Annotated in this window: 22 protein-coding genes and 1 pseudogene; 11 read left to right on the forward strand and 12 right to left on the reverse strand. The window is 65.3% G+C overall.

From position 1 onward, the window contains the following. Positions 1 to 19: 19 nt before the first annotated feature. From ACRQ5J_RS13045 to ACRQ5J_RS13060, 4 genes and pseudogenes are all read left to right on the forward strand, one after another. A complete protein-coding gene (locus ACRQ5J_RS13045; protein WP_432377355.1) occupies positions 20 to 2,224 on the forward strand; it encodes a hypothetical protein in 2,205 nt (734 codons plus the stop codon). Positions 2,225 to 2,238: 14 nt separating this feature from the next. After that, a complete protein-coding gene (locus tag ACRQ5J_RS13050) occupies positions 2,239 to 4,530 on the forward strand; it encodes an SUMF1/EgtB/PvdO family nonheme iron enzyme (RefSeq protein WP_432377356.1) in 2,292 nt (763 codons plus the stop codon). A 35-nt stretch (positions 4,531 to 4,565) separates the two neighbouring features. Then, positions 4,566 to 4,909 (forward strand): annotated as a pseudogene (locus ACRQ5J_RS13055) (zinc ribbon domain-containing protein YjdM). A gap of 36 nt (positions 4,910 to 4,945) precedes the next feature. Beyond that, complete coding sequence (locus tag ACRQ5J_RS13060) at positions 4,946 to 5,593, forward strand: YjjG family noncanonical pyrimidine nucleotidase (protein WP_432377357.1); 648 nt, start codon at positions 4,946 to 4,948, stop codon at positions 5,591 to 5,593. On the opposite strand, the gene ACRQ5J_RS13065 is transcribed toward ACRQ5J_RS13060, so the two are convergent. Beyond that, a complete protein-coding gene (locus tag ACRQ5J_RS13065) occupies positions 5,574 to 6,215 on the reverse strand; it encodes a GNAT family N-acetyltransferase (protein WP_432377358.1) in 642 nt (213 codons plus the stop codon). The two genes, ACRQ5J_RS13060 and ACRQ5J_RS13065, sit on opposite strands and share 20 nt — an antisense overlap. A 111-nt stretch (positions 6,216 to 6,326) precedes the next feature. Here ACRQ5J_RS13065 and ACRQ5J_RS13070 point away from each other — a divergent pair, with 111 nt between their 5' ends. Beyond that, positions 6,327 to 6,725 (forward strand): OsmC family protein, encoded by a 399-nt coding sequence (locus ACRQ5J_RS13070; RefSeq protein ID WP_432377359.1) that lies wholly within the window; start codon positions 6,327 to 6,329, stop codon positions 6,723 to 6,725. A gap of 5 nt (positions 6,726 to 6,730) precedes the next feature. After that, positions 6,731 to 7,612 carry a pirin family protein gene (locus tag ACRQ5J_RS13075; protein WP_432377360.1) on the forward strand — a complete coding sequence of 294 codons (882 nt, stop codon included), beginning with the start codon at positions 6,731 to 6,733 and terminating at the stop codon, positions 7,610 to 7,612. Positions 7,613 to 7,619: 7 nt separating this feature from the next. Here ACRQ5J_RS13075 and ACRQ5J_RS13080 read toward each other — a convergent pair whose 3' ends face one another. The 9 genes from ACRQ5J_RS13080 to ACRQ5J_RS13120 form a co-directional block, all read right to left on the reverse strand. Further along, the gene (locus ACRQ5J_RS13080) at positions 7,620 to 9,041 is read right to left on the reverse strand and encodes an FHA domain-containing protein (RefSeq protein WP_432377361.1); all 1,422 of its coding nucleotides are present in this window, start codon (positions 9,039 to 9,041) and stop codon (positions 7,620 to 7,622) included. A 214-nt stretch (positions 9,042 to 9,255) separates the two neighbouring features. Then, the gene (locus ACRQ5J_RS13085) at positions 9,256 to 10,251 is read right to left on the reverse strand and encodes a PP2C family protein-serine/threonine phosphatase (RefSeq protein WP_432377362.1); all 996 of its coding nucleotides are present in this window, start codon (positions 10,249 to 10,251) and stop codon (positions 9,256 to 9,258) included. Between the two features lie 80 nt (positions 10,252 to 10,331). Further along, positions 10,332 to 10,835, reverse strand: coding sequence for an SH3 domain-containing protein (locus ACRQ5J_RS13090; RefSeq protein ID WP_432377363.1), 504 nt, complete (start codon positions 10,833 to 10,835; stop codon positions 10,332 to 10,334). A 6-nt stretch (positions 10,836 to 10,841) separates the two neighbouring features. Next, entirely contained in the window at positions 10,842 to 12,287 is a 1,446-nt protein-coding gene (locus tag ACRQ5J_RS13095; protein WP_432377364.1) for a hypothetical protein, read from the reverse strand. A gap of 5 nt (positions 12,288 to 12,292) precedes the next feature. After that, a complete protein-coding gene (locus ACRQ5J_RS13100; RefSeq protein WP_432377365.1) occupies positions 12,293 to 12,472 on the reverse strand; it encodes a hypothetical protein in 180 nt (59 codons plus the stop codon). A gap of 3 nt (positions 12,473 to 12,475) precedes the next feature. Then, positions 12,476 to 15,016, reverse strand: coding sequence for an FtsW/RodA/SpoVE family cell cycle protein (locus ACRQ5J_RS13105; RefSeq protein WP_432377366.1), 2,541 nt, complete (start codon positions 15,014 to 15,016; stop codon positions 12,476 to 12,478). Continuing rightward, the gene (locus ACRQ5J_RS13110; protein WP_432377367.1) at positions 15,013 to 16,023 is read right to left on the reverse strand and encodes a serine/threonine-protein kinase; all 1,011 of its coding nucleotides are present in this window, start codon (positions 16,021 to 16,023) and stop codon (positions 15,013 to 15,015) included. Before ACRQ5J_RS13110 ends, ACRQ5J_RS13105 begins: the two co-directional genes overlap by 4 nt. Before the next feature lie 112 nt (positions 16,024 to 16,135). Then, positions 16,136 to 16,579, reverse strand: a complete 444-nt coding sequence (locus ACRQ5J_RS13115) for a glycine zipper domain-containing protein (RefSeq protein ID WP_432377368.1) — start codon at positions 16,577 to 16,579, stop codon at positions 16,136 to 16,138. A gap of 146 nt (positions 16,580 to 16,725) precedes the next feature. Then, positions 16,726 to 17,256, reverse strand: coding sequence for a GNAT family N-acetyltransferase (locus ACRQ5J_RS13120; protein WP_432377369.1), 531 nt, complete (start codon positions 17,254 to 17,256; stop codon positions 16,726 to 16,728). A 124-nt stretch (positions 17,257 to 17,380) separates the two neighbouring features. On the opposite strand from ACRQ5J_RS13120, the gene ACRQ5J_RS13125 reads away from it, so the two are divergent. The 5 genes from ACRQ5J_RS13125 (at position 17,381) to ACRQ5J_RS13145 (ending at position 23,497) form a co-directional block, all read left to right on the forward strand. Then, positions 17,381 to 18,808, forward strand: a complete 1,428-nt coding sequence (locus ACRQ5J_RS13125) for a M20/M25/M40 family metallo-hydrolase (RefSeq protein ID WP_432377370.1) — start codon at positions 17,381 to 17,383, stop codon at positions 18,806 to 18,808. A gap of 46 nt (positions 18,809 to 18,854) precedes the next feature. Next, the gene (locus tag ACRQ5J_RS13130) at positions 18,855 to 19,262 is read left to right on the forward strand and encodes a hypothetical protein (RefSeq protein ID WP_432377371.1); all 408 of its coding nucleotides are present in this window, start codon (positions 18,855 to 18,857) and stop codon (positions 19,260 to 19,262) included. Positions 19,263 to 19,319: 57 nt separating this feature from the next. Beyond that, a complete protein-coding gene (locus tag ACRQ5J_RS13135) occupies positions 19,320 to 20,702 on the forward strand; it encodes a TolC family protein (RefSeq protein WP_432377372.1) in 1,383 nt (460 codons plus the stop codon). Beyond that, the gene (locus ACRQ5J_RS13140; protein WP_432377373.1) at positions 20,699 to 22,069 is read left to right on the forward strand and encodes a multicopper oxidase family protein; all 1,371 of its coding nucleotides are present in this window, start codon (positions 20,699 to 20,701) and stop codon (positions 22,067 to 22,069) included. The genes ACRQ5J_RS13135 and ACRQ5J_RS13140 overlap by 4 nt, the downstream gene beginning before the upstream one ends. 162 nt (positions 22,070 to 22,231) lie before the next feature. Continuing rightward, positions 22,232 to 23,497: a voltage-gated chloride channel family protein gene (locus ACRQ5J_RS13145; RefSeq protein WP_432377374.1), complete on the forward strand. Its 1,266-nt coding sequence runs from the start codon at positions 22,232 to 22,234 to the stop codon at positions 23,495 to 23,497. Here the strand turns inward: ACRQ5J_RS13145 and ACRQ5J_RS13150 are convergent. Next, on the reverse strand, positions 23,489 to 24,358 hold the full coding sequence (locus ACRQ5J_RS13150) for a DUF72 domain-containing protein (protein ID WP_432377375.1): 870 nt from the start codon (positions 24,356 to 24,358) through the stop codon (positions 23,489 to 23,491). The two genes, ACRQ5J_RS13145 and ACRQ5J_RS13150, sit on opposite strands and share 9 nt — an antisense overlap. A 39-nt stretch (positions 24,359 to 24,397) precedes the next feature. Beyond that, positions 24,398 to 26,041: a mechanosensitive ion channel family protein gene (locus tag ACRQ5J_RS13155; RefSeq protein ID WP_432377376.1), complete on the reverse strand. Its 1,644-nt coding sequence runs from the start codon at positions 26,039 to 26,041 to the stop codon at positions 24,398 to 24,400. Positions 26,042 to 26,080: the final 39 nt, after the last annotated feature.

The raw sequence follows: 26,080 nt of genomic DNA on the forward strand, positions 1-26,080 counted from the left end.
ATCGTAGAAGGAGTCTGGCATGTTCCAAATGTTTGGTTTTGGCGGCGTCAAGTGCCCGCGTTGCGAGCACAAAAACGGCGACCAGTCGGGCTATTGCAAGCACTGCGGCCTGACGCTCGGCGCGCCGCGCAGCGAGCCCGTATTGCGCGACAACCGCTGGATACCCGGCGATAACGAGCTGGCCGTCTACTTCGGCGTCAGCACGCTGTCGGGCATCTTCACCAAGACACTGCGCGTGCCGGCCACGACGCGCGCCTATATCCTGCAAGCCGACAAAGCCACCGAAGTGCCGCAGGGCGAATATGAGATCGAGGGCTTTTTCACCCGTTTGAACCACCTGCTGCGCAACCAGAACGCCGAAATCCTCATCACCCGCACCTTGCCGCTGCCGGTAGAGTTCTCGTTCGAAGACCTGCACACGGCGGAACACCTGAAAATATCGGCGCGCTTTACTATCGCCGTCCGCATTGAAAACGTGCCGGCGTTCGCGCAGCACTTCATGACCGTGCCGGGGGTGGTCAACACGACCCATCTGCACGAACTGCTGGAACCATCGGTGCGCCAGCTGGCGGCGGAATTCGTCGGCAGCCGTTCGATCCGCGAAATGGCCGGCAACGCCGACTTGCGCCTGCAATTGGACGAACGCCTGCAAGCGGCGCTCAAGCTGCGTCTTGCCACTTATGGGTTGGCGGTGGACGGTGTGGAAACCGCCGCGCTGCGCCACGACAAATTCGACCACAATCGCGCCCGCATCGGCACCTTATGGCTGGTTGCCGACGAGCGCCATGTGCAGCTGGAACACGTGAAGCAGCTGGATCAGATTTATAACGACGAGGAATGGCAGGCCATCGCGCGCGAAGAACAGAAGATGCATTCGGACTTCCGCCGCGCGGAACTGCGCCAGGACGCCAGCGTCAACAAGGCCGAACTGACGCTGAAAGAGTCGGAACGCATACAGGCCTTGCGCGCGCGTGAAGTGGAACTGTACAGCCGCGTGATGGACTCAAAGACGCGCAAGGTCGCCATCGACAAGGGCGCCGGCACTGTGCTGGCGGATCTGGAGCATGAACTGGCGAAGAATAAATCGCACCGCCAGGGAGAGCAGGCCGAGTGGGACCACGTGCGGCAGCTGGCGCAAATCCGGATGCGCACCGAACTGGAGGTGTTGCAGCAGACCGCCGCCGAGCAGCGCCAGATCGCGCAACAGCGGCTGTCGCATCAGCTGCGCCAGCAAGCGATTGAAAACCAGATCGCTCAGGCGCTATTGATTGAAGACGAGTCGCACAAGCGCGCCGAGCTGGCCGCGCTGCGCCAGCGCGAGAAGGACGAAAAGTCCCGCGAACTGCAAATCGAAGCGGAAGCCCATGCGGCGCGCATCCAGGGCATGAGCATTGCGAGTGCGGCGCGTCGGCGCGAGGCCGAGCGCGTGCAGGAGTGGGAAGACCAACTGGCGCTGGCGCGCCAGCGCGACCTGCTGCGCGGCGATGCCGTCAAGGACGCCGGCAACGCAGTGCAGGTGGCGGAAATCAATCAGAAAATCGAGGATCTCAAGCGCGCCGGCGCGCAGGCCGATGCGGTGGCGCAGTATGAAAAGCTGTTGCGCACCATCGAAGCCGATGGCGTGCATGCACGGCAGAATCAGGCCAATGCCAAACAGGCGATGTTGGATCAACTGGCGGTGGATGAGCAGCGCCTGGTACTCAAGCAGCGGGAGCAGGAGGCCTTGTGGCAGCACGAGCTGCGCAAGTTCGAGCAGGAGCGCGCTGCCGCTTTCAGCACCCAGCAATCGCAGCAGGATCATGAGATCCGCCGCATGGAAACCATCAACCGCATGAGCGACCTGGCGATAGCGGCGGTTGCCGCGCCGTCCAACGTGGAAGCGGTGACGCAGATCATGAAGCTGCAAATCCAGGGCGGCATGACGGCCGACCAGATACAGGCTTTGTCGCAGGTGGTGGCGGCCGAGCAGGGCGTCTCGCCGGTGGAGGCGGCGCGCATGGCGTATGAGCGAGTACTCGAAGAGCGCGCGCACCGCGATGCGGAGGTGGACAAGGACCGCCGTCACCAGGTTGACCTGATCGGCGCGGCCAGGCAGGTTGCGCCGGCGAGCGTGCATGTGCAGGTAACGGCTGCCGGAGCGCGTCGCTGTCCCAATGGCCACGTGGTGCCGACAGGCCGCGAGCATGACAAGTTTTGCGCCGAATGCGGCGCCCCCTTGCAGTAACTTATCGGGTAAAGATGCAGACAGCAAGAGACAAGATCCGCGAATTGCGGGCCTTACATGATGACGGTTTGTTGAGTCTCCAAGAGTTCGACCGTCGCAAGAACGCCATCCTGGATGCGGAATATGCGCCGCCGGGAGGCCGCGCCGCGCCTGCACAGCTGCCGCAGCGGCAGGGCACGGAACTGGGGCTGATGACCGGCCAGGAGATCGGACCGCAGAACCGGCGCTATCGGCTGGAACGCCTGATCGGCATGGGCGGCATGGGGCAGGTGTGGCTGGCAACCGACCTGGCGACGCACGCGGAACTGGGGCACAGCGATCTGGTGGCGCTGAAAATCCTGCCGCCGCAGCTGACGCAAAGCGCCACGCACGCCAAGCTACTGATCGAGGAAGCCACGCAGGCGCGCAAGCTGGCGCATGAGAATATCGTCCGCGTGTACGAGTGGGCGCAGGACCCGGCCACTTCCAGTTACTTCATCATCATGGAGTATCTGGAAGGGCAGGACCTGGACGCCTATCTGGCGGAACAGGGGCCGCTGCCGCTGGAATCGGTGTACAAGCTGCTGTCGCCGATCGGCGATGCGCTGCAATATGCGTGGGAAAAGCACAAGCTGGTGCACCGCGACATCAAGCCTGGCAACGTGTTCCTGACCCAGCGCGGAGAAATCAAGCTGCTGGACTTCGGCATCGCCTCGCGCGCGCGCAGCGCCGGCAGCAGCCTGGGCTTGCAGACGCCGAACGCCGGCACCGCCGGCTATCGCGCGCCGGAGGCTGGAACGCACCAACGCCAGCCCGCGCCGAAACTGGACGTGTATGCGGTGGCGGTGATGATCTACCAGTTGCTGGAAGGCCGCATGCCCTTCGACGACATGCGGCCGGCCGATTTCCATCCATCGCCGCCGCGCGGCCTGAATGAACGCCAGTGGAAGGTGCTGCAGGACGGCTTTGCCTACTTGCAGGAGCGCCGTCCGGCCTCGGTTAACGAGCTGCTGGCGGCATTGCGCCGCGCCGCGGGGCCGAGCGAGGCGGAGCTGGCGGCGCAGGCCGAGCAGGCCGCGCGCGATAAGGCGGAGCGCGAGCAGAAGCTCAGGAAAGAGCAGGCCGCGCAGGCCGAACAGGCGCGCCTGGCAGAAGAAAAGCGCAAGGCCATGGTGGCCGAACTGACCGCGCGCCGGCAGGCCGAGATGCAGGCGGCAGCCGCCGACAAGCAGCGGCAGGAACAGCAGCGGCGCGCGCTCGAGGCGAAACAGCGCGCCGAAGCGGAAGCCGCCGCGCAGGCGCGCAAGCAGGTGCTGCGCGAGCAGTTGCAGGCGCGCCGCGATGCGGACGCCAAAAAGGCGCGTGAAGAACGCGAAGAGCAGCAGCGCAAGGCCGCGCAGTTGAAGGCGGAAGCAGCCTATCGGCAGGAACAGGAGCGCCATCGCAAGCAGCAGGCGGAACGCCATGCGGCCGAACTGGCGGCGCTGACCGCCAGTACGCCGGTGGCCGACGCCAATGGCGTGTTGCGCGACCGCTTCCGCGACGGCAGCGGCGCCGGGCCCGATCTGGTGCTGATACCGACCGGGCGATTCCAGATGGGATCCCAAGAGCATGAACAGGCGCTGGCTGTGAAAGCCGGCGCGCAGAAAAACTGGCTGGACCGCGAGCAGCCGCCGCACTGGGTCGGTATCGAGTATTCGTTCGCGCTGGGGCGTTTCCCTGTAACGGTGGGCGAGTGGCGGCGGTTTGTGAAAGACACCGGCTGGGAATCGCAGTCCGACACCGACTGGCGCGCGCCGGGCTTCGCGCAAACGGACGAGCATCCGGTGATAGGCGTCAGCTGGATCGACGCGCAGCTCTACCTGCGCTGGCTGTCGGAGAAGACCGGCCAGGTGTATCGCCTGCCGACCGAAGCGGAGTGGGAGTACGCCTGCCGCGCCGGCACCAAGAGCGCTTTCAGCTTCGGCGACACCATCAGCACCGAACAGGCCAACTACGACGGCCACTACACCTTCAACGGCGGTCCGCGCGGCGCCTTCCTGCAGGGGACCAGCAAGGTCGGCTCGTTCCAGCCGAATCCATGGGGCCTGTTCGACATGCACGGCAACGTGTGGGAGTGGACGCAGGACGTGGTGCACGATAACTACGTTGGCGCCCCGCTTGACGGCAGCGCATGGGAGGACGGCGGGGACCCGGTGCGGCGCGTGCTGCGCGGCGGCTCGTGGCTGTACAACCCGCGCTACCTGCGTTCCGCCGTGCGCAACGGCTTTTCGGCGGTGCTGGCCAATGACATCGTCGGCTTTAGAGTCGCTCGAAAGCTCGCATGAGGTATACTGCCGGGCTTTGAAAGTCAGGATTTGATATGAGCGCCTTGCCCCCATGCCCTAAATGCAGTTCCGAATACACTTATGAAGACGGCGCGCAGCTGGTATGCCCGGAGTGCGCGCACGAGTGGACCGCCGGCGCGGCGGCTGACGCGGAAGAAGGCGCGCGCGTCTACCGCGATTCGGTCGGCAACATCCTGCAGGACGGCGATACCGTGACCGTCATCAAGGACCTGAAACTGAAGGGGGCGGCGGCACCGTCAAAGTCGGCACCAAGGTAAAGAATATCCGCCTGGTGGATTCCGACCACGATATCGACTGCAAGATCGATGGCTTCGGCGCCATGAGCCTGAAGACTGAATTCGTCAAGAAAGTAGTATGAGGTATAAACTTTTCCTGTTTGACCTGGACGACACGCTTGCTGGACTTCAAGGCCTCCGAACAGCTGTCGTTTGCCCGCACCATGCGGGCGCTGGGCGCGGCCGGCGACATGACGGCGTTGTTCCTGCAATACCAGGCGATCAATCTTGCGCTGTGGCGCGCCTTTGAAACCGGCTCCGTGTCCAAGGACTTCCTGAAGGTCGAGCGCTTCCGCAAAACCTTCATGGAGAACGGTCTCGAACTGGACCCGGAACAGGCCAGCAAACTGTATCTCGAATCGCTGTCCGATACGGTGGTGTTGCTCGACGGTGCGGTGCAGCTGTGCGAAACCTTGGCCGCTGCCGGCGAAGTGGGCATCATCACCAACGGCGTGGAGGCGATTCAGAATCAGCGCATCGCCAAGTCGGGGTTGAAGAACACCATTTCGTTCGTCGCCACCTCGGAAGCGTGCGGCTACGCCAAGCCGGATGTGCACTTCTTTGAGTACGCGGCGCGCATGGCGCGGCCGTTCGCCAAGGAACAGGCAATCATCATCGGCGACCGCCTGGACGCGGACATCCTCGGCGCCAACCGCTATGGCATCGATAGCTGCTGGTTTAATCCGGAGCGCTTGCCGAATGCGTCGGAAGCTGTGCCGACTTATGAAGTCAGCAGCCTGCACGAGGTTATTCGTTCGCTGGCGTAAGCGCGACTGTGGAATAGGGCGACAGCACGCGCCAGCCCAGTGTGACGTACAGGGCGCGTCCCATTTCGGTGGCAACCAGCAGGCGCTGCGCCGCCCGCGACTGCTGCGCCGTTCCCAGCGCCGCCATCAGCGCGGCGCCCAGCCCCTGCTGGCGGTGCATCACATCGACCGCGATGCGGTCGAATATGAAAACGCCCTCATGTTCCACCGCGTAGCCGCTGGCGACCTGCATATCGCTTTCGGTGTAGATGCGCGCGCTCGTTACCTGCTCCTCGGTCTTCAGTTGCATCCAGTAGCCGGGCGGCAGCGAAGGCACCGGATTGATGCCGGGCGCCTTCATCATCAGATAGGCCCCCGGCTGCAAATGCCAGCGTTGCGTAACGCGTGACAGTAAATGCTCCCTCGGCCCGCACATCTTGATGAATACCCGCGGATCGTCGATTTCCCGCGCCAGTTCGCTGATGCCGGCCTCGGGGCCGGCGAACACATGGCGGCGCAGCTCCTCCGGCGATCCGGTATCGACGCGCAAGCCGCCGCGATCCGTCACCGGCATCGGCAGGCCGCGCGCGATCGAGCGCGCCGCCAGCCAGTTTTGCAGCAGTTCGAGCGATACGCCGTTCATCTCATGTCTCCTGGCAGATGCTGAATTATATGGTGGTCTTTTAGTAGAAGCATAGCCCCGCCATTCGGTGTACATTGTCGGTTCTGATTCAACGCCCACAAGGAACACAGAATGACTATCAAAGCCCTGCGTGATCAATCCCTGCCTATGCGCCATATCGTCCATGTGCGCAACCACATCATCTCCGCCGACGGTTCGGTGGAAGAGGGCGGCAACGATGCCGGCCCGTCGCCGCACGACCTGTATGATGCCGCGCTGAGCGCGTGCAAGGCGCTGACCGTGGTGTGGTACGCCAAGCGCAAGAACATCCCGCTGGAAAACGTGGAAGTCAGCATGGAACGTGACGCCAGCGAGGAACGCCAGGGCACGTACCGCCTGGCCGCCACGCTGCACCTGAGCGGCGACCTGACCGAGGCGCAGCGCGCCGAATTGCTGTCGGCCGCGCAGAAATGCCCGATCCACAAGTTGATGACCTCCGTAACCACCGAAGTGACCACTGTTCTGGGCTGACCATCATGACCATCTCGAATCTGCTGAAGGGCCACGAGAAAGACCTGGGCGGCGGCCTGATGGTGCGCCGCTACCTGCCATCCGCCGTCAAGCAGGCGGTCGGCCCGTTCATTTTCTTCGACCATTTCGGCCCGGTCGACGTGCCGCTGGACGCCGATCATGACGTGCGTGCGCATCCGCACATCGGCCTGGCCACCGTGACTTATCTGTTCGAGGGCGCGATGGACCACCGCGACAGCCTTGGCACCTTCCAGCGCATCGAACCGGGCGCGGTCAACTGGATGACCGCCGGCAGCGGCATCGTCCATTCCGAGCGCACGCCGCAAGACCTGGTCGGCAAGCCGCACCGCACCCACGGCCTGCAACTGTGGGCCGCGCTGCCGGTGGCGCACGAGGAAGAGGCGCCGGGCTTCTGCCACACGCCGGCTGCGGCCATCCCGGAATTGAACGTGGACGGCGCCAAGGTCCGTGTGCTGATCGGCTCCGCCTTCGGCCAGACCTCGCCGGTACAGACCTACAGCCAGACGCTGTACCTGGACGTCGCGCTGCAAGCCGGTCATGAGCTGGTGCTGGCCAACCTGCCGGCGGAAGCGGCCATCTACCCGATCAGCGGCGAGCTGGAAATCGATACCGCGCCCCTGGCGCTGCACACGATGGCGCTGCTCAACACCACCGGGCCGCAACGCGTTAAAGCCAATACCGAGGCGCGCTTTGTGGTGATCGGCGGCGAGCCGCTGGACGGCCACCGCTTCATGTACTGGAATTTTGTTTCGTCGCGCAAGGAGCGTATCGCGCAGGCGGCGGAGGACTGGGAAGCGCAGCGCTTCGCCAAAGTGCCGGGAGAGACGGACTGGATACCGCTGCCGGCGAAGAAGCCGTCAGCGTAAGCCGGAATCAGGCGGTGGACATGGCGTTCGCCGCCACCGTGCTGTAGATGTCGTTGCCGTTGGTGCGGATGATCCAGTGCTCCGGGTACGGATCGCTGGCGAAGCGGGTGTGACGCGGCACGCGGCTCAGCTTATCGAGCGACACAGCCGGCGCCAGCGCGGTTTCCTTGCCGGTCAACTGGTCCAGATGCCAGAAGCCGCCGTCGCGGTGGAACATCAGCGGCAGCGCGGCCGCGTGCGGCGCGGCGGCAAACGACTTGACCGGGTAGCCCGGATGCGTTTCCGGCGCCAGCAGGCAGAAACACTCGGCGTTGGCGCCATGATCGACGCGGTGCAGGATTACGCCATGCGGCATGATGGCCGATACCGACAGCGTGACAATGCCCTTGATGCTGGCGCTGAATTCAATCCGCATGCCGAGGCGCAGCGCGGCCGGCTTGTGCTTGCCGGGCCAGACGCCGTCCAGCAGGATGCCGTAGCGCGACACGTCTTCAATCTCAAATCCAAGGCCGGAACGGCGGATGATGGCGTGGCGCCCCGACAGGCGGCGCGTGAGGCCATTGGTGTCCTGGCCGTCCGCCGTGTAGTGGGTCAGCATGACGTCCGACTCCGGATCGACCAGCTCGAAGCGGCCGATCACGCATTCCTCCATCGCGAATAAACGGATCTGGCGCTGCGCCCCTGCTTCCGGCGCCGCGTTGACCAGCGACGCCGCTTGGCTGGCGTGCGGATGAACCGCCGCCGCTTGCGGCATGTCGATTTCGATCAGGTCTTCGTCCCAGGCGATGGTCGAGAAGCCCAGGTCCACCTTGCCGGCCGGCGCGTTCAGGTCGAGATGGGCGATGCCGGCGTTGCGCGCGGTGACGTCGATATCGAGGCTGTCGCCGCCCTGCGCGCTGACGCGGGCGATGGAAGCGTCATCGGCCATCACGCGCACGTTCTTGTGGGTGCTGAGGAAGATGCGGTGGATTTCGGTCAGCGTTGCGTCCAGGCGCGGCACCAGGATGACGAAGGTGCACACCCACTTGCGCGCCGCCATGCCGGGATGCTGGCTAAGCAGCTCGATACTGATCTGGTACTGCCCATGCTCTTTGCCGCGCGACGAGAACTCGGCGAACACCGGGCGCCATTCGCCGCCGACCGCGCGCACGAAGTGCTGACGCGCGGCGCCGTTGGGGATCAGATCCGATTGCAGTTGCAGCGTCAGTTGCGGCGCGCACGCCTCGGGCATGCCGCGCAGCTCCATCTTCAGCGTCTGGCGGCCGCCGGCGGCGCGCGGGTCGAAACCGCTGATGTGCAATTGCGGCCGGCTGGCCTGCGTGCGCTGGTGCGGACGGGAGTAATTGTGGGATGGTTCAGCGGCTGGCGTGGCGGTGGCAGGTACGGCATCCAGCACCGTGGCCGGCGAGGCGGCACGGGTGGAGCGCATGGCAGTCAGCAGGTCGAAGCTGGAGGGCTCTGCTTGGGCGTGGCCGCCTTCGCAAGTTTGCGCTCCGGACAAGACCCAGAAGGTGCAATGCGGGTGCTGGGCATTACTGCATTTTTTCATGACAAACCGACCGATGGGATACCCGTCAGTTTATGCGGTTTCCGCGCTGTTTGGCAAACTTTGCAACCGATTTTTGACGTCGCCTGTGCGGGTATCAAAAATGAGACGAAATTGCTGCCGTGGGTAGTGCTGTTTCGTCAACATTGCCGGGGTTCCGTGCCGATGCGAAGCGGATGGCGATGGCGCTCAGGTTGTCGATGTGGAGTTGCGGCGGCGGCTTGCTGGCGTAGTCCTCGAACAGCGCGTCGAGCGCCGCGCCGGCGGACGGCTGCGCGAACAGCGCCGGCCAGCGGTCTATCCACGGCAGCGGGCGGCCGCAGGACCAGAATCCGTCCGTGGCTAGCAGATAGGTAGCGTCGGCGCGCACGGTCAGGGCGCGGCGGTCGGGCAGGTGGCGCAAGAATGGCGGCAGGTTGGTTGCGTCCAGCGGCAGCAGGCCGTCGTCGAGAACCTGCGGATTGGCGAAGGCGTTGCCGAGGATGTAGGCCTGCGAGATTTGCGGCCGGTGCTCGCCGTGCACTTGCTGGCGCCATTCCTGTTCGCCCAGCAGTCCGTGCATGGCGAAGGCGGTGGCGGGGACGTGATCGACCGTCAGCGGCGTGGCGCCGCGCTGCGTGATTTCGTACAGGCGCGAGTCGCCGGTGTGGAACAGCAGCGGCGCGCGGCCGGGCGGCAGTTCCAGTAGCGTGAGCGTGGTGCCGGGGCGGCGGAAGGTGTCGTGATCGTCGGGATGGCTGAAGCGTGCTTGCAGTTCATGGTGCAGCAGGTCCAGCCGCGTGTTGAGTTCTTCCTGCGTGGCGCAGGCTGGAATGCGCAGCAGGCCGGCGGCCACCGCTTCCGCCGCCTGCCGTCCGTGCCCGTGGCCGCCCATGCCGTCGAGGACCGCCAGCCGCACGTGGCCCTGCGGCCAGCCGGCGATGCTGGTGGCGTGCGGTTGCTGGTCGCGCAGCAGGACGGCACGGCCGTCGGCATCGATGATCAGCAGGTTGTCCTGATTTTCCGGCGCCTGCAGCTTGCTGATGCTGGCGGCGCTGCGCGCGGCGACGTCCAGCGCGGGTCCGAAGTGAAGTTGGTCGGTGATGCGTGTCATCGTTGCGGGCGCCGCGGCGCGGGATGCGAAAGGCCACAGCTTAGCTGAAAAAATGCTGCTCGCGGTGGCTGGCGTGTCGGTCATTCGCCGCTCCGGCGCAGCCACAGGCTGCTGACCCAGCCGGCGCTGACGGTGTCGTCGAGGATGGTTTTGATTTGCCACCAGTCGCCGTCGCACGCACCGGTGGGAATCACGTCCGCGCCGGCCGGCACAATGGCGATGCGCGCCGCGCTCACACCGGGAGCTGCGCGCAGGTTCAGATCGCGGTGGACTCGGAACGGTTGGCCGGCTTGCGGCGCAATGGCGTTGGCGCATGCCGCCGGTGCGGACGTTTCACTTCCGGCTTCGGCCTGACCTGCCACCGCTGACACCGCTGCCGCCGGCTCCGCGGCGACCGCGGGCTGGCCGTGCGTCGCGTACAGTATCAGGCTGCCGAAGCCCCAGGCGCCGGCCACCATGATGAATAGCGCACGCGCGTTCGGGCGCCGCCACCAGGCGCGCGGCGTCAGATGCGCGGCCAGGAACAGCGTCACTATCAAGCCTGCCGCAAAGGCGGCGACGGCGTGGAGTTTAACGGCCTCCATGATGGCTCAGGCCTCGAAGCGCAGCACGTAGTGGCCGGCCACAAGGTGATGGCCATGCGGCAGCGGGTAGGGCGCATCGCCGATGCTGGCGATGAATTGCAGCTTGTCGTCGAGGTGATACAGCGCCTGCGTCGCACTTTGACGCACGATCGTGTAACCCTTGCCCGCCGCCTCGAAGCTGAAGGCGTTGCGCGACAAGCCTATGCGGTCCGCGCTGGCCGTGCAGGCGCCATCGGCGCGTTTGATAAAGCGCGGCGAATCGAGCAGGCGCAAGGCCGCCAGCATCGGCGAATTCCGGCCGAAGGAAAAGCGCACGCCACCCGCCACGCCGGCGCTGACAGGCTGCGCGAGGCAGATGATGGCGCGGTAGCGGTCCGCCATCTCGGCCGCTGCCGGCAGCAGGCGCAGGGCGCGGGCATCTACCGGGGAGAAGGTGGCGGGAGCTTCGATGCGTTGGCGGCCTTCTGGCGTGCAGGCGTACAAATCGTCCGCCGCGTCGACAGCCAATGTAATCGCCGGCTGCCCGGCGATGGACAGCGACAGCGCGCGGTCAAACGGTAGCTCCAGCGACTGCGCGCCGGTATCGCGGTATCGGCTCAGGCGTGGCAAGGCCAGTGCGACCAGTGATACACGCTGCTGCGACACCGGCGCGTAGGTCGCGTCGCTCTCGCCGCTGCGGTTGGCGGGCTTGTGGCTGGCGGCTGCCGGCACGGCGGTCAGGTCTATCGCGCCCGCCGGGCTTTGTGTCGCCGGCGCGCCGCCAACGCTGCGCGCGGAGGTGCTGGGGGCGGGCGTGGCGGCGTGCTGGCCTGGCGGCGCGGAGGTGGCACGGTTTTGCCATACTGCCGGATTGCTGGCCGCGACGGGCGCCGCGCTGGCCGCGTCGTTGTACTGCCGCAGGCGCGCGGGGAAGGCAGAGGTCCGGGCGATTTTTACCAGCAGCCGTTGCCCGCCTTGCGGCTCGCGCAGAGACTTGATGGTGTAGTAGCCGCTGCGTGGATCATAGCGGCAATCGAAGGCGTCCTTGGGGCGCATTTGCAGTACGGGCGGCGCGTCGGGGCCATCATTGAGGATCAGCAGCGCCGCATCCGGGCCAAAGGGCCAGCCCTGGGCGACCGCGCTGTTTTCGCCGCCCTCGTCGCCGATCAGCGCCAGGCGCTGGCTAGGATAGATCGGGCATGCCGGGTGCCAGATGGCGCTGTCGCGCGAGACGTTGACGTGATAGAGAATTTTCTCGTCAGGCGCAGGCAAGTACACAGCGTGGCCGAATTTGACTTCGATTTCGCCGGGCGCCAGCGACTCGGCGCCGACCACGTCGTAGCGCACCTGGTCGCTGCCCAGCAGGTCGCCGAAGTCTTTCTGGTGCAGTGCGGTCAAGGTCTGCGCCAGATCGCGCGCGCGGGCGCCACGGGTCAGGTGGTAGTCGTCGTCGACTTCCTCCTGCGGCAGCATCAGCGTTACATGCGAGAAGCAGCGGGTGGCGGCGCGGCCTTTGTGTTCGCGCGGGCTGCGTTCCAGCAGGTCGCGCAGCAGGGGCGGCGCGAAAACAGCGACAGGCCGGGCGCCTGCCAGATCGCCTCGGCGTTGAATACGTCCGGAATGCGTCCCAGGACGGCGTGTTGAACATAGGTCGGCATGATTCAGACTCCTTCAGTAGATATCGCAACGAAGGTAAGCAGGGGGCACAGGAAAAACAGCAGGTGGCTGCCGCCGGCGGACAGAAAACTCATCGGCTGGCCCATGATGGGGAAGATCGCCAGATTGGTCCCCCACGACAGCAGGAAGTGCGCCAGCACGAAGGCGGCCCCGCCGCATAGTGCGAAGTAGCGGAAGCGGCCCAGCCACGCGTGGCGGAAGTTGCGCGCTTGCGTGCCGCTGCGATAGCAGTGCACGGCGGCCAGCATGATCCCGGCGAGGAAGGCCGCTTGCACGGTCCATAGCAGCAAGCCGCCCAGCAGGCCGTGACGATTGAGGAAGAATGATGCGGCAAAGTCGTCCTGCACCGCCGGAATGCCGGTGACGTTGCCCGCGCCCTGTCCGAGGGCGCGCAGGCCGAGCCAGTGATCCGCGCCGAACCAGCCGCCTTCGCCAACCGCGCGCGCCCCCAGCAGCAACTGCTGGCCGGTGTGCGGGTGCTCGGACGGGTTGAGCCAGACCAGGAAGCGTTCGGCGTAGAAGCCCCAGCGTATCAGCTCATCGGTGCCGGACAGGCGCAGGTAGGCGATGGCGGCGACGGCCAGCAGCGCGGCGATGGTCAGCAGCGCGGCCAGCAAACGGTTGCCGGCGGCGAGGGCGTAGGCGAGCCCCATGCCGGCGCTCCACACCAGCAGCAGGATCAAGGGCGAAAAATCGTCCACTTGCACCAGCGCGAGGCCGAGCAGGGCGAGGAACAGCAGGGCTGGGGCGATCAGTTGCAGCCAGCGCGCGCCCTGGTTGGTGAGTCGTTGCGGGCCGTTGTGCCAGTTGAAGCGCAGCGCCAGGCAATGGGCGGTAAGGGCGGTCAGCGCGAGCTTTGCCAGTTCGACCGGTTGCAGGTCGAAGACGCCGGTTTCGTCGCCCCACAGCACCTGGGCAGCTAGTGCGGCCAGCGCAATGGCTGCGAACAGCGCGAGCAGCCATTCGATGCTGCGTTGTGGCAGGTGGACGCCACGCTCGGCCTGGCGTTGTGTCCAGAGCCGCAGCATGGCTCCAAGTCCCGCGCCGATGGCAAGCAGGGACGCGCTTTTCTGGTAGAAGCGTAGCCAGGACGATTCCGGCGCGGCGAGGCCGAGTTCCAGTTGTGCCAGCAATCCGGCGGCGAGCAGGATGGCGCCTGCGGCTGTCGCCAGCGTCAAGCGTCCCGGCAACGCAAGCCATAGCAGCAGGGCGCCGGCGCCCATGGTCAACGAGCAGGCGGCGCCTGGCGGATGGCCCGCGCGTTGCGACACCAGTGTCATTAGTCCAATGGCCAGCATGGCGAGCGCCGACAGCCAGGCGCCGCCCCGCGCGACGCGCGAGGTCCAGTGTTGCGCCGTGCCGGCCTGCCGTGTGCTGGCTGCGCGGCGTGCCGAGGCGGCGCCGTTGGTATCCGTCCATGCGGGCGGCGTGAAAGCCGCGCAGGCTGCGAGACCGACGGCGAAGATGGCCAGGCCGATCCAGACCGCGTCCGCGTGGGCGCCGCTCCACAAGGAGCGCTGCTGCCATTGCCAGGTGATTTGGGACGGCAGCTTTAACTCAGGCTCGTTGAATAGCTTCACGCGACGGCTGGGTTGCAGCGTCAGTCGATCCTCGCTGATCGCCAGGGAGAAGCGCGTATGCCCAACAACCAAGGCATGCACACCGGCCAGCGGGACTTCCTGCTTGCGCAGGTCAGTTTGCCCGACGGCGCCAGTCACCAGCACCGCCGCGCGATCACCATCCGGATTGCCGGCCGATAGCTGCAAGTTGCCATTCACGCGAGCCATCTGTGCGGCGCCATATGTCACCTGCGCCAGCCCAAGGCGATTGTCGCAATACAGATTGCCGCCAAAGCTCAACGGGCGCGCAATCGTCAGTGCCGATGGCATGGCGCGATTCCACAATGCCAGCGCACGTGTGGAGAGGCGCGCATCCGGGCAGGCGGGCTGCTGGCGACCGTCGCGCCACAGTACCGCGCCGTCATAGCGCCACTGATGGCCCTCACGCATGAAGTCAACTTCGCGTCCGCTGCTGTCTCGCACCTCGAAAACCTCACCATCGATCTGAAAGGCCCGCATGCCTTGCACGTCCATGCTACCCATGCGCTGATCGGCTGCCTCGCGCATCAGCATCAGCTGTTTCGTGGCGCTCAGATTGCGCACCATCCAGCCGCCGCTCGCATCGCGCCGCAAGGCCAGGTGCTGGCGGTCCGTTTGCGGCGCCGCCAACTCGCGCTGGCCAAGCGCAATGCTGCCGCCAGCGGGAAGCGTTACCGTAATGGCGGATGGAAGCCACATGGCGGGTGCGCGAAGCAAAGCCAGCGCCTGCAATCCGCACAGGCCAGTCAGTGCGGCCAGCGTCACCGCCAGCCCAAGGTTACGGCGTGCGGCAAGCGCCAAAGCATGCAGGGCACCGATGATCGCCGTTATCAGCCAGTCGCCCAGCCGCTTGCCGATGGAAGGCCGCAGTATCAGGCGATGTGGCGCATTGCGCGGTATGGTGCGCGACGTGAGAGCCGCCATCATGCCGCCCGCATGGCTTGCCAGCCATTGAACGCCGTAGGCCGGTGCATGCCCAAGGCGGGATCGGCCGCATCGAATTCCGCGCGCGCGGGTTTCACGTCTTGTAGCGCGTTCAGCATGCGGCTGATCTGGATCGCATGCCGCGGGCGCTGGGCTGGATCGGTATGGAGCAGTGCGCGCAGCAGTTCCAGCGCCGGATCACGCTTGTTGGCGGGCATGGTAGCGGTGTAGCGCTCCTCCTCGTCGGCATGCAGCGCGGATGGGACTTCGCCGCCATGCCGCCCGCGCAGCGCGTCGGCGCCGGCGACATGGTGTTCCCGGTACGCCAGGCCGCAATCGACGCAAAAGCGCAGCGGCGTGCCGCCGGTAACCAGGAAATACAACATCGCGCCCAGCGAAAAGTAGTCGCTGCGCGGCCCGGTGGCATAGCCGCCACCTTCTGCGGGGAAGAATTGTTCGGGCGCCTGCCAGTTGGCGGTGCCGGCGTAGGAGTGCGCTTGCACGCTGCCCAATGCGCGGTTGGTGCCGAAGTCCGCCAGCTTGACGGTGTGCGAATCAGCATCGAGCAGCACATTTGCCGGTTTCAGGTCCAGGTATCGCCAGCCATATTGGTGCACCTTGGCCAGCGCCTGATTGATCTGCGCGACCCAGCCCAGCGCCTGCGCCAGCGGAACGGTGTCGCCGCGCCCCTTCAGCGCGATCATGTGCTTGCCCAGATCGGTACCCATCAGTTCCAGCGCCAGCACCGGCAGTCCCTCGTGCCAGCCGCTGTCGAGCAGGCGCACGATATGCCGCTCGTCCCACGGCTCCAGCGATTGCAGGAAAGCGATCTCGTTATGCGCGCTGGCGGTCCAGCGTTCCCGCTGGGCGGGTAGCGCGCGCGCCATCTGTTCCTGGTTGATTAACTTGATGGCGACGTCGCGCGTTGCTTGCGGTCCGCTGGCGCGCCAGATGACGCCATACGCCGAACCGCCGATCTGCTCGCGCAGCCGGTAGTGGCCCAATTCCAAAGCGATGATTGCGTTCTGCTGTTGTCATGATTCCCCCGTCGCAAGACGCTAGCGGAGGGACCATGAAAAAAGCCCCGGCGGTGTGCCGGGGCTTGTGGACTAACTACTATTATTAACGATCCCAGCGGTCGCGGTGGCGATGCTCGTGACGGTATTCGCGGTAGTACGGGCGTGGTGGCTCAACGTAGACCACGCGAGGCGGCGGCGCGTAGTAGCGTGGCGGCGGTGCATAGTACACAGGCGCCGGGCGCTCATAGTACACAGGGGCAGGGCGCTCGTAGTAGACCGGCGCCGGCTGCGTGTAGACGCGGGTTTCGACGTAATCGCTACGGCCGCCGCGATAGTAGCGGTCATCCGAGGTGCGGATGCTGTTGCCCACGGCCGCGCCAACCAGGCCGCCGACGATTGCGCCGTCACGGCCGCCGGTGCTATTGCCGATCGCTGCGCCGACGACGGCGCCGGCCACCGTGTTGAAATCACGGTCGCTGGCGAAAACCGACGACGATACCGCTGCAGTGGCCAGTAACGCTACACCCAATAATTTTTTGCTCAACATGGTAATCCCCTTGCGATGGCACCGGATCGGAATGATTCGTAAGCCAGTGACTCCACTATAAATCCTGGACAGGGAAATGCCATGTCTTATACAGATGCTTACAAACCAGCCTTGCCGGTAATGGCTTGTAACAATTTGAGATACATTCAAAGACGCCGTGCTTCCCACTCCGGCCGCAGCAGGCCGAATACCGTCACATCCTGGTAACGACCGTTGATGAAGAACGACTGGCGCAGCGTGCCTTCGGCTTGAAAGCCGCATTTCTGCGCGATGCGGACCGAGGCCGCGTTCTCCGGCGCTGTCAAAAGTTCAAGCCGGTGGTACGAGTGCACATTGAACAAATAATCGACCAGCAGCCGGCAAGCCTCTGTTACATATCCCTTGCCGGCCAGTGTGGTGTCGAACAGGCGGTAGCCGATTTCGCGCGATACCGGCGTGCGGCTTTTGAAGTGGGTGATGACGCCGACAAGGTGGTGCAGCGCGTCCTCGATGATAAACAGCTCGCTGTCCTCGGTAACGAAGCTGTTCTGCAAGAACTCCTTGCGCAGCGTCTCCGGCGATTTGAAGTGGGCCGAGAAATAGTCGCCGCGCGAGGGCAGGTCGTTGGCCAGCGCGATGAAGGTGTTCAGATCGGCGGTCACCAGATGGCGGACGGTGCAGAGTTGACCCTTGAGCATAGGCGCTTTTCCCCGGAGAGTGAGCCTACATGGTAGAGCAAGCGGGATAGCAAATCAACATGATGACAATTGCGTCATGTTGGGTTATCGTTTAAGACTAACTTCATCTCAACACAGGAACCGCATGAAATCCGTCATCAAGAAATCCCTGTCGCTGACCGTCCTGGCCAGCAGCCTGCTGAGCATCGGCGCCATCGCCGCGCCCAATGATTCCGCTACGCTGGACCAGATCCGCGACAGCGCGATGAAGAGTGACTGGGCCTACGAGCGCCTTGCCGACCTGACCGACCTGGTCGGCCCGCGCCTGTCCGGCTCTGCGGGTGCGGCGGCGGCGGTGGAGCAGGTGGCGGCGGCCATGCGCAAGCTGGGCGCCAAGGTGACGCTGGAGCCGGTCAAGGTGCCGCACTGGGTGCGCGGTGAAGAGAAGGCGGAACTGGTTGAATACACGGGCCGTCCGGCCGGCATTACGCAGAAAGTGGTGCTGAGCGCACTGGGTGGCTCCGGCGCCACCCCGGCCGCCGGCCTGACCGCGCCGGTGATCGTGGTGCGGAATTTCGATGAGCTGAAGTCCAAGGCCGCGCAGGTGAAAGGCGCGATTGTGCTGTTCGACGTCGCCTTCGACCAGGAGATGGCGGATCGCGGCCACGCCGGCCCGGCCTATGGCGCCGGCTCGCGCTATCGCACGCAAGGCCCGAAGGCCGCCGCTGAACTTGGCGCGGTGGCCGCGCTGGTGCGCTCCGTGGGCGGCGCCAATTACCGCATCCCGCATACCGGCATGACTGTATTGACGGATGGTGCGCGCATTCCCGCCGCCGCTGTGACGGCGGAAGATGCGATGCTGATCGGCCGCCTGTCGGCGCGCGGTCCGCTGAAAATGCACCTGACGCTGACGCCGCAAAACCTGCCGGACGCCGACAGCTTCAATGTTATCGCCGACCTGCCGGGCACCGACAAGGCGGACGAGGTGGTGATCGTGTCCGGCCACCTGGATTCGTGGGACCTGGCCACCGGCGCCCACGATGACGGCACCGGCGTGGTCGGCGCCATGGGCGTGATCGATACGCTGAACAAGCTGAAACTGAAGCCGCGCCGCACCATCCGCGTGATCGCGTGGATGAACGAGGAAAACGGCACCCAGGGCGGCAAGACCTACTTCGAGAATAACAAGGCCAGGCTGGAAAAGCACTTCGCCGCGATTGAGTCGGACAGCGGCGGCGGCCGTCCGTTCGGCTTTATCGGCAGCGTAACGCCGCCGATGGTGAAGTATTTCGCGCCGCTCAAGAACGCACTGCAGCCGATCGGCGCCGGCATCTTCGAGCGCCGCGACTACGCCGGTGCGGCCGATACCGGCCCGCTGGAGCGCGCCGGCGTGCCGGTGTTCATGCCGCTGGTGGACGCCAGCTCGTACTTCAGCTATCACCACACGCCGGCCGACACGCTGGACAAGGTCAGCCCGCTGGAACTGAAGCGCCACGTGGCGGTCATGACCTCGCTGACGTGGTACCTGGCTAACATGGAAGAGAACATCGGCCGTACCGCCAGGCAGGATTAAGTCCGGCCTCAGAATGGGCGGCTGCCGCTTGTGATAACATTGCGGCATGACTGTCCTGTTCCGATCCATCGTTGTGTGGCTGGTGATGCTGGCGCTCCCGTACCAAGGGTACGCGGCGGCCCGGATGATGCTGTGCGCCGCACCGGCGCCGGCGCAAGCCAGTCACGCTGCGATGGTCATGCCATCATGGCCGCACGATCACGCGGCCATGATGGCGGCCATGGACAACTCCAGTTCTGCGCGCGCCTCGTCCGACGATGGCGCATCGTCTTCCCACACCAGCATGAAGTGCGGCGGCTCGGCGTGCTGCGTGGCGGTGGCGCCGGTGCTGGCGGTGCAGGTGGCGCCTCCCGGCTTGCCAATCGCCTCGCGCCCGATTTCTTTCTATTCCGGCTTCCTGCCGGCGGTCTACCTGGCCAATCCTGAACGTCCTCCTCAAGGCAGCTTCGCCTGATCACACGACAGCTCCGTTCGCGAGCTGGGTTTTCATCGATTTTTTGAGGTAGAGGACATGACTTCTCTGTATAAATTCGCCAGCGGCGCCGGCCTGGTGCTGCTGTTGAGCGGCTGCGCGTCGCTGTCCGGCGACGCCGGCTTTGGCGCCGCCGCCGGCGTCAGCGAGCAACGCACAGGCATGCGCGCCAGCGTCGAGGGGCGCTTGCCGCGTAACGAGGATGACGCGCGCGCGCTGGACGCCGTCATCAACAAAAAACTGGAGCAGCCGCTGGCTGCGGATGATGCGGTGCAGGTCGCGCTGCTGAACAATCGCGCGCTGCAGGCGAGCTACTGGTCGCTTGGCGTGGCCGAAGCAGACCTGGTGCAGGCTGGCCGCCTGCAAAACCCGGTGTTCGACTTTAAACGTAGTCATGGCGGTGGTGAGGTAGGCTATGAGCGCACGCTGACTTTCAATCTGGTCAGCCTGATTACGGCGCCAATGGCCAGCCGCATCGAAGGCCGGCGCTTTGAGCAAACCAGGCTGCTGGTGGCAAATGCGGCACTGAAGGTCGCAACCGATACGCGCCGCGCATGGGTGGACGCGGTAGCGGCCGCGCAGACGGCCGATTACGCCGGTCAGGTCGAGGCCTCGGCGCAGGCCAGCGCCGAACTGGCGGAGCGCATGCGCAAGGCGGGCAATTGGAGTGCGCTGGATCAGGCGCGCGAGCAGGCTTACCACGCGCAGACGGTGGCCGATCTGACGCATGCACGGAAGGCCGCCGTGGCGGCGCGCGAGAAGCTGACACGTTTGCTGGGCCTCGGCGGCGAACAGGCGGCAAAGTATCGCTTGCCGGATCATCTGCCGGACTTGCCGGCGGCGCCGCGGGAACTGGCGGATGTCGAGCAGGCCGCCGTCAGCGAACGGCTGGACATTCAGGCCGCAAAGCTCGATACCGAGCAGACTGCGGCCACGCTGGGCTTGACGCGCACCACGCGCTTCATCAACGTGCTGGATTTGGGTGCGGTGCGCAATACCGAAGGTGGCACGGCCACGCGCGGCTATGAAATTTCGCTGGAAATTCCATTGTTTGACTGGGGCTCGGCGCGCGTGGCGCGGGCCGAGGCGACGTATATGCAATCGGTGAATCTGCTGGCGCAAGCAGCTGTCGATGCGCGCAGCGAGGCGCGCGAGAGCTATGCCGATTACCGCGCATCGTATGACCTGGCGCGGCATTACCGCGATCATGTGGTCCCGCTGCGCAAGCAGATTTCGGACCAGACGCTGTTGCGCTACAACGGCATGCTGATGAGCGTCTTCGAACTGCTGGCCGATGCGCGCGAGCAGGCCGCCGCCGTTAGCGGCTACATCGGCGCGTTGAAGGACTACTGGACCGCGCAAGCCAATCTGGAGGCCGCGCTGGGCGGCCGCCTGCCAACCAATAAGGGAGTACAGCCATGACCAACCGCAGATCTTTCCTGAGTGGCGCAGCCTTGATCGGCGCCGGCATGGTGAGCAAGGTCGGGGCGGCGTCGCTGCCGGAGGCGCATGTGCATTCGTCGGCCGCCACGGTGCCGCCGGCGGCGCCGCCGAACGGGCGTCCATATAACCCGGTGGTTACGCTGAACGGCTGGACGCTGCCCTGGCGGATGAAGGATGGCGTCAAGGAGTTTCACCTGGTGGCGGAGCCGGTGGTGCGTGAGATCGCGCCCGGCATGACGGCCAACCTGTGGGGCTATAACGGCCAGAGTCCCGGCCCGACCATCGAGGTGGTGGAGGGCGACCGGGTGCGTATCTTCGTCACCAACAAGCTGCCCGAGCATACCAGCGTGCATTGGCATGGTCAGCGCCTGCCGAACGGCATGGATGGCGTGACCGGCCTGACGCAGCCTGGCATACCGCCGGGGAAGACGTTTGTGTACGAATTCGTCGCCAGGAACGCCGGCACCTTTATGTATCATCCGCATGCGGATGAGATGGCGCAGATGGCGATGGGGATGATGGGCTTTTGGGTGACGCATCCACGCGATCCGAAGCTGCACGCGGTGGACAGGGATTTCGTGTTTCTGCTGAATGCCTATGATATCGATCCGGGCAGCTATACGCCGAAGATCAATACGATGACGGACTTCAATCTGTGGACGTTTAACAGCCGCGCCTTCCCTGGCATCGATCCTATGGTGGTGCGCAAGAATGACCGGGTGCGGATCCGGGTGGGGAATCTGACGATGACCAATCATCCGGTGCATATCCATGGCCATACGTTCGAGGTGACGGGGACCGATGGCGGTTGGGTGCGGCCGTCGGCGCGCTGGCCGGAGGTGACGACCGATATCGCGGTGGGGCAGATGCGGGCGATCGAGTTCATCGCCGATGAGCCGGGGGATTGGGCTTTCCATTGCCATAAGTCGCATCACACGATGAACGCGATGGGGCATGATGTGCCGACCATGATCGGTGTCGATCATTCCGGCGTGGCGCAGAAGATCAATAACCTGGTGCCCGGTTATATGGTCATGGGCGACAAGGGCGGTGCGATGGGCGACATGAAGATGCCGCTGCCGGAGAACACGCTGCCGATGATGACCGGGACCGGCCCGTTCGGCGGGTTGGACATGGGGGGCATGTTCACGGTGCTGAAGGTGAGGGAAGGACTGGCGCGCAATGATTACAAGGACCCTGGCTGGTACCAGCATCCGGCAGGCACGGTGGCGCGCGAGTGGAACGGCGAGCTTCCGGCCGCGCCGCACGCGCCTGACGCGGCGCCATCCAAACCGTCAACCCCGGTGGAGGTAAAGCGGGACGGCGATATGCACCATCATCACTAACCGGGGTAAGCCCTGGCCAGCAGCGCCGCCAGTCGCAGCATGACGGTGGCGTGAAATCTTCCCCTTGATGAGCGATATTTGCAATGGCGGGCTGGAAAAGAGTCAGGCCTAGCCACACGAGATTTGATCCATCCCGGCAGATTTGCTAGTATGGAAAGTTCCATGACCAAGCCATTCCGCTACCCCGAGCCGCTGCTGCTGTTGCCCTACATCGGCAAATGGACGCTGCTCGCCGGCCTCATCGCGGTGCTCAGCGGCACCGCCTCGGCATTCTTCCTGTTCGCGCTGGACTGGGCGACCAACTGGCGCGAAACGCATCCCGCCATCATTTGGCTGTTGCCGCTGGCCGGCTTCGCGGTCGGCTGGATTTACCTGAAACTCGGCAGCAGCGTCGAAGCCGGCAACAACCTGCTGATCGATGAAATTCACGATCCAAAAAACGTCGTCCCGCTGCGCATGGCGCCCCTGGTATTGCTCGGCACCGTGGTATCGCACTGGTTCGGCGCCTCTGTCGGGCGCGAAGGCACGGCGGTGCAGATGGGGGGCACACTGGCCGACCAGCTCACCCCCATCTTCCGCCTGCGCCACAGCGAACGCCGCATCGTGCTCATGGCCGGCATCAGCGCCGGTTTCGCCTCGGTATTCGGCACGCCGCTGGCCGGCGCCATCTTCGGACTGGAGGTGCTCGCCATCGGCCGCCTGCGTTACGACGCCATCTTCCCCTGCATGGTGGCAGCCATCGCCGCCGACCAGGTGGGCATGGCATGGGGCGTGCATCACACGCACTACGCGATGAGCGCCATCGTGCCGGTCAGCTTCTGGAGCGTCGCCGCCGTGCTGGTGGCCGGCGTCGTCTTCGGACTGGCCGGCATGGCCTTCGCCAAATCCACCCATGCCGCATCGGCCTTCATGAAGCGCCACATAGCCTACGCGCCGCTGCGGCCGATGATCGGTGGCGCGCTGGTGGCGCTGGCTGTCTGGTGGCTGGGCACACGTTACATCGGGCTGGGAATTCCGGTCATCGTGGAAGCGTTCCGGCAGCCGGTGGCGCCGTGGGATTTCCTCGGCAAGTTTGCGTTCACGGTGGCGTCCCTCGGCAGCGGCTTCAAAGGCGGCGAGGTCACGCCGCTGTTCTACATCGGCGCCACGCTGGGCAATGCGCTGGCGCCGCTGCTGCAACTGCCGTTTGCGCTGCTGGCGGGGCTGGGCTTCGTCGCGGTGTTCGCCGGCGCCGCCAACACGCCGCTGGCGTCGACCATCATGGCGATCGAATTATTCGGGCCGCAGATCGGGCCTTACGCGGCGCTGGCATGCGTGGTGGCGTACCTGTTCTCGGGCCATAGCGGCATTTACCGTTCGCAGCGCGTCGGGCTGCTCAAGCACCGCCTGCCGCCGGTGGCGCGCGACCGCAAGCCGCCTTTATCGTAGCCGCGCCATCAGATTCTGCGCATCGAAGGGCGCGCGCACCTTGATGTCATTATCGAAGTAGCAGTAGATATCGCGGCTGGCGCGGCGTGGCGGCGGCTGGTCCGAAATCAGCCTGGCGCCTGCCGGCTGGCCGCCGCCGGCCCAGGCGCGGATGCGCGCAGCCCAATGCTCCAGCGCCGCGTCGTCGTAGCCGCTGGCGTACAGTTCCTCGGCGCCGTGCAGGCGGATATACATGAAATCCGCCGTTACGTCCTCGTAGTCCGGCCATTTGCCGGCGGTGTCGGCCACCACCAGCGCCACCTTGTACTTGCGCAGCAGCGCCACAAAGGCCGGATCGTTAAAACTCTCGTGGCGGATTTCCAGCGCGTGGCGCAGCTTGTGATTGGCGTCGATGTCGAGCGCGACACGGCCGTTCATGCGCGGCTCATGCCGCCGTGCCAGCGCCTGCGCATCATGCAGGTCGCGCGGCAAAAGCTGAAAGAACCGTTCCAGCCGCCCGGCATCGAAGCGGAAATTCGGCGGCAGCTGCCACAGGAAGGGACCGAGCTTTTCCTTCAGCGCGAACACGCCGGACGCCATCACATTCGCCAGCGCCGGCTCGATGCCATCGCCCAGCCGCAAGATATGCGTCAGATACCGGTTGCCCTTATGGCTGAAGACAAAACCCGGCGGCGTGGCCGCGTACCACGCGGCATAGCTGGACGGCCGTTGCAAGGAATAGAACGATCCGTTCAGTTCTATGGACGGCGGCTGGCGCGACGCGAATTCCAGTTCGCGCGACTGCGCCAGTCCTTCCGGATAGAACACGCCGCGCCAAGGCCGGTAACGCCAGCCGGAAATGCCGATGTAGATTTTGCCCATGGGCCGACTATAGCCAGTTTCCACATCGGCCGCGGCACGTTACGGTTGGTTATCGGGCGCCTTGGCCGGCGCCGCGTACCATTTCTCTTTCGGGATCACGTGCGAGGTCGCCGGTTCCTGGATGTAGTGCGGCGATGTAATCTGCACGCCATACTCGTGGAAGATGTCGATGATGTTCTGGTGCAGCTGGTTCAGCACCTCGGCGCGCTGGCGCGGCGACTCGGCGCCGGCGTAGGCCACCAGCCGGTACTCCGTATAGAAATCCGACAGCGCCACCTGCACCACATACGGCTTGGGCGTGTCGGCGATATCGGCGGTGCGCTGCGCCGCCATCTCCAGCATGGCGTGCACCTGGCGCCACGGCGTGTCGTAGCCGATGGTCACGGTAGCGTCCAGCACAAAGCCGGTGCCGGGATGGGCGCGCGAAAAATTCTTGCTGGTGTTGGACAGCACCCAGGCGTTCGGCATGGTGATCTCCTCGCCAAGGCCGGTGCGCAAGCGCGTCTCGAACATGCCCAGCTCTATCACCGTGCCTTCCACTTCGCCGATGCGTACATATTCGCCCTTGCGCAGTGTGCGGGCGTACATCAGGATCAAGCCGGCCGCGCCCTGGCCCACAATGCTGGATGCGCCCAGCGACACCATCAGGCCGACCAGCACCGACAAGCCCTGAAACGCCGCCGTCTGCGCGCCCGGCAGGTAGGGGTAGGCCATTGCCAGCGCAAACAGCCAGATCACCACATTGGCTATGCGGCGCGTCGGCACGGCGGTATCCTGATCGAGCCAGCCGACCTGCAGTTCGCCGCTCTCCACGCGCTTGAACACCGAGCCTGAAGTCAGCATCACCAGCCGGGCGATGGCGACGATCACCGCCACCAGCACCAGCCCTGGCAGGGCGCTGACAATGCTGGCGGCAACGCCGCCGATCACATCGAGCAGATAGTCCTGCAGGCGTTCGCCCCAACTGCGCGTGTACGGCACCTTGCCCAGCACGAAGGCCAGCCACAGGTAGGTGGCGATCAGCCGCAGCGCCCAGATCAGCAGGTTCACCAGGTTGCGCATGAAACGCACGTAGTTGTCCGCATCGAGCACGCGCACGTTCTTGACCTTGACGCGGCCGAGATGGCGGCTCAAGGCCATCGTGGTGCGCCGCCCGACCCAGCGGTGCAGCAGCGACAGGCCGCGCAGCACCACGCCATACGCCAGCGTGGCCGCCGCGCACAGCGCCACGGCGATGGCAAGGTAGCGCGGGCTGGCCTGCTCGCGGCGCTCGGCCAGCGCCTTGGTCAGCTGCCCGGCGCTCTCGGTGGCGACGCTGTCGGTGGTGTCGCCGGCGAGCGGGTTGATGTCGGCCGGCGTCACAAGGAAGAGCAGCGTCCCGTCCAGCATCACCTGCGTACCCTCGTTGATCGGATGGATGCCAGCTTGCTGTGGCCCGTTTTTAGCGAGCACCGCGTCCAGCCGCTTGCGCGCGCCTTCGGCACGGTCGTCCGGCGTGAAGCCGGCCATCGCGGTGCGGAAAATGAAAATGGTGCGATTGGCCACCACCAGTTTGGCGGTGGGCGGCGCGGCCGGCGTGGCCGCCGGCGCCGGCAGGGGCAGGGCGGTGGAGCTGTCGGCAGCAACGGCGCCGCAGCACAGCATCAGCATCAGGACGCACAGCAGGCGACGCAGAGCAGACATGGGCATCCTCATACGGGTATTGGCAATGCCGCCATCTTA

Origin of the sequence: Duganella sp. P38 (genome assembly GCF_050859475.1) — a bacterium.
In the GTDB taxonomy this organism is placed as follows: domain Bacteria; phylum Pseudomonadota; class Gammaproteobacteria; order Burkholderiales; family Burkholderiaceae_D; genus Rugamonas.

Coding starts and splice junctions, on each gene's coding strand:
- ACRQ5J_RS13045 (WP_432377355.1), top strand. CDS start 20: ATGTTCCAAATGTTTGGTTTTGGCGGCGTCAAGTGCCCGCGTTGCGAG.
- ACRQ5J_RS13050 (WP_432377356.1), top strand. CDS start 2,239: ATGCAGACAGCAAGAGACAAGATCCGCGAATTGCGGGCCTTACATGAT.
- ACRQ5J_RS13065 (WP_432377358.1), bottom strand. CDS start 6,215: ATGAACGGCGTATCGCTCGAACTGCTGCAAAACTGGCTGGCGGCGCGC.
- ACRQ5J_RS13070 (WP_432377359.1), top strand. CDS start 6,327: ATGACTATCAAAGCCCTGCGTGATCAATCCCTGCCTATGCGCCATATC.
- ACRQ5J_RS13075 (WP_432377360.1), top strand. CDS start 6,731: ATGACCATCTCGAATCTGCTGAAGGGCCACGAGAAAGACCTGGGCGGC.
- ACRQ5J_RS13080 (WP_432377361.1), bottom strand. CDS start 9,041: ATGCGCTCCACCCGTGCCGCCTCGCCGGCCACGGTGCTGGATGCCGTA.
- ACRQ5J_RS13085 (WP_432377362.1), bottom strand. CDS start 10,251: ATGACACGCATCACCGACCAACTTCACTTCGGACCCGCGCTGGACGTC.
- ACRQ5J_RS13090 (WP_432377363.1), bottom strand. CDS start 10,835: ATGGAGGCCGTTAAACTCCACGCCGTCGCCGCCTTTGCGGCAGGCTTG.
- ACRQ5J_RS13095 (WP_432377364.1), bottom strand. CDS start 12,287: ATGCTGCCGCAGGAGGAAGTCGACGACGACTACCACCTGACCCGTGGC.
- ACRQ5J_RS13100 (WP_432377365.1), bottom strand. CDS start 12,472: ATGCCGACCTATGTTCAACACGCCGTCCTGGGACGCATTCCGGACGTA.
- ACRQ5J_RS13105 (WP_432377366.1), bottom strand. CDS start 15,016: ATGATGGCGGCTCTCACGTCGCGCACCATACCGCGCAATGCGCCACAT.
- ACRQ5J_RS13115 (WP_432377368.1), bottom strand. CDS start 16,579: ATGTTGAGCAAAAAATTATTGGGTGTAGCGTTACTGGCCACTGCAGCG.
- ACRQ5J_RS13120 (WP_432377369.1), bottom strand. CDS start 17,256: ATGCTCAAGGGTCAACTCTGCACCGTCCGCCATCTGGTGACCGCCGAT.
- ACRQ5J_RS13125 (WP_432377370.1), top strand. CDS start 17,381: ATGAAATCCGTCATCAAGAAATCCCTGTCGCTGACCGTCCTGGCCAGC.
- ACRQ5J_RS13130 (WP_432377371.1), top strand. CDS start 18,855: ATGACTGTCCTGTTCCGATCCATCGTTGTGTGGCTGGTGATGCTGGCG.
- ACRQ5J_RS13135 (WP_432377372.1), top strand. CDS start 19,320: ATGACTTCTCTGTATAAATTCGCCAGCGGCGCCGGCCTGGTGCTGCTG.
- ACRQ5J_RS13140 (WP_432377373.1), top strand. CDS start 20,699: ATGACCAACCGCAGATCTTTCCTGAGTGGCGCAGCCTTGATCGGCGCC.
- ACRQ5J_RS13145 (WP_432377374.1), top strand. CDS start 22,232: ATGACCAAGCCATTCCGCTACCCCGAGCCGCTGCTGCTGTTGCCCTAC.
- ACRQ5J_RS13150 (WP_432377375.1), bottom strand. CDS start 24,358: ATGGGCAAAATCTACATCGGCATTTCCGGCTGGCGTTACCGGCCTTGG.
- ACRQ5J_RS13155 (WP_432377376.1), bottom strand. CDS start 26,041: ATGTCTGCTCTGCGTCGCCTGCTGTGCGTCCTGATGCTGATGCTGTGC.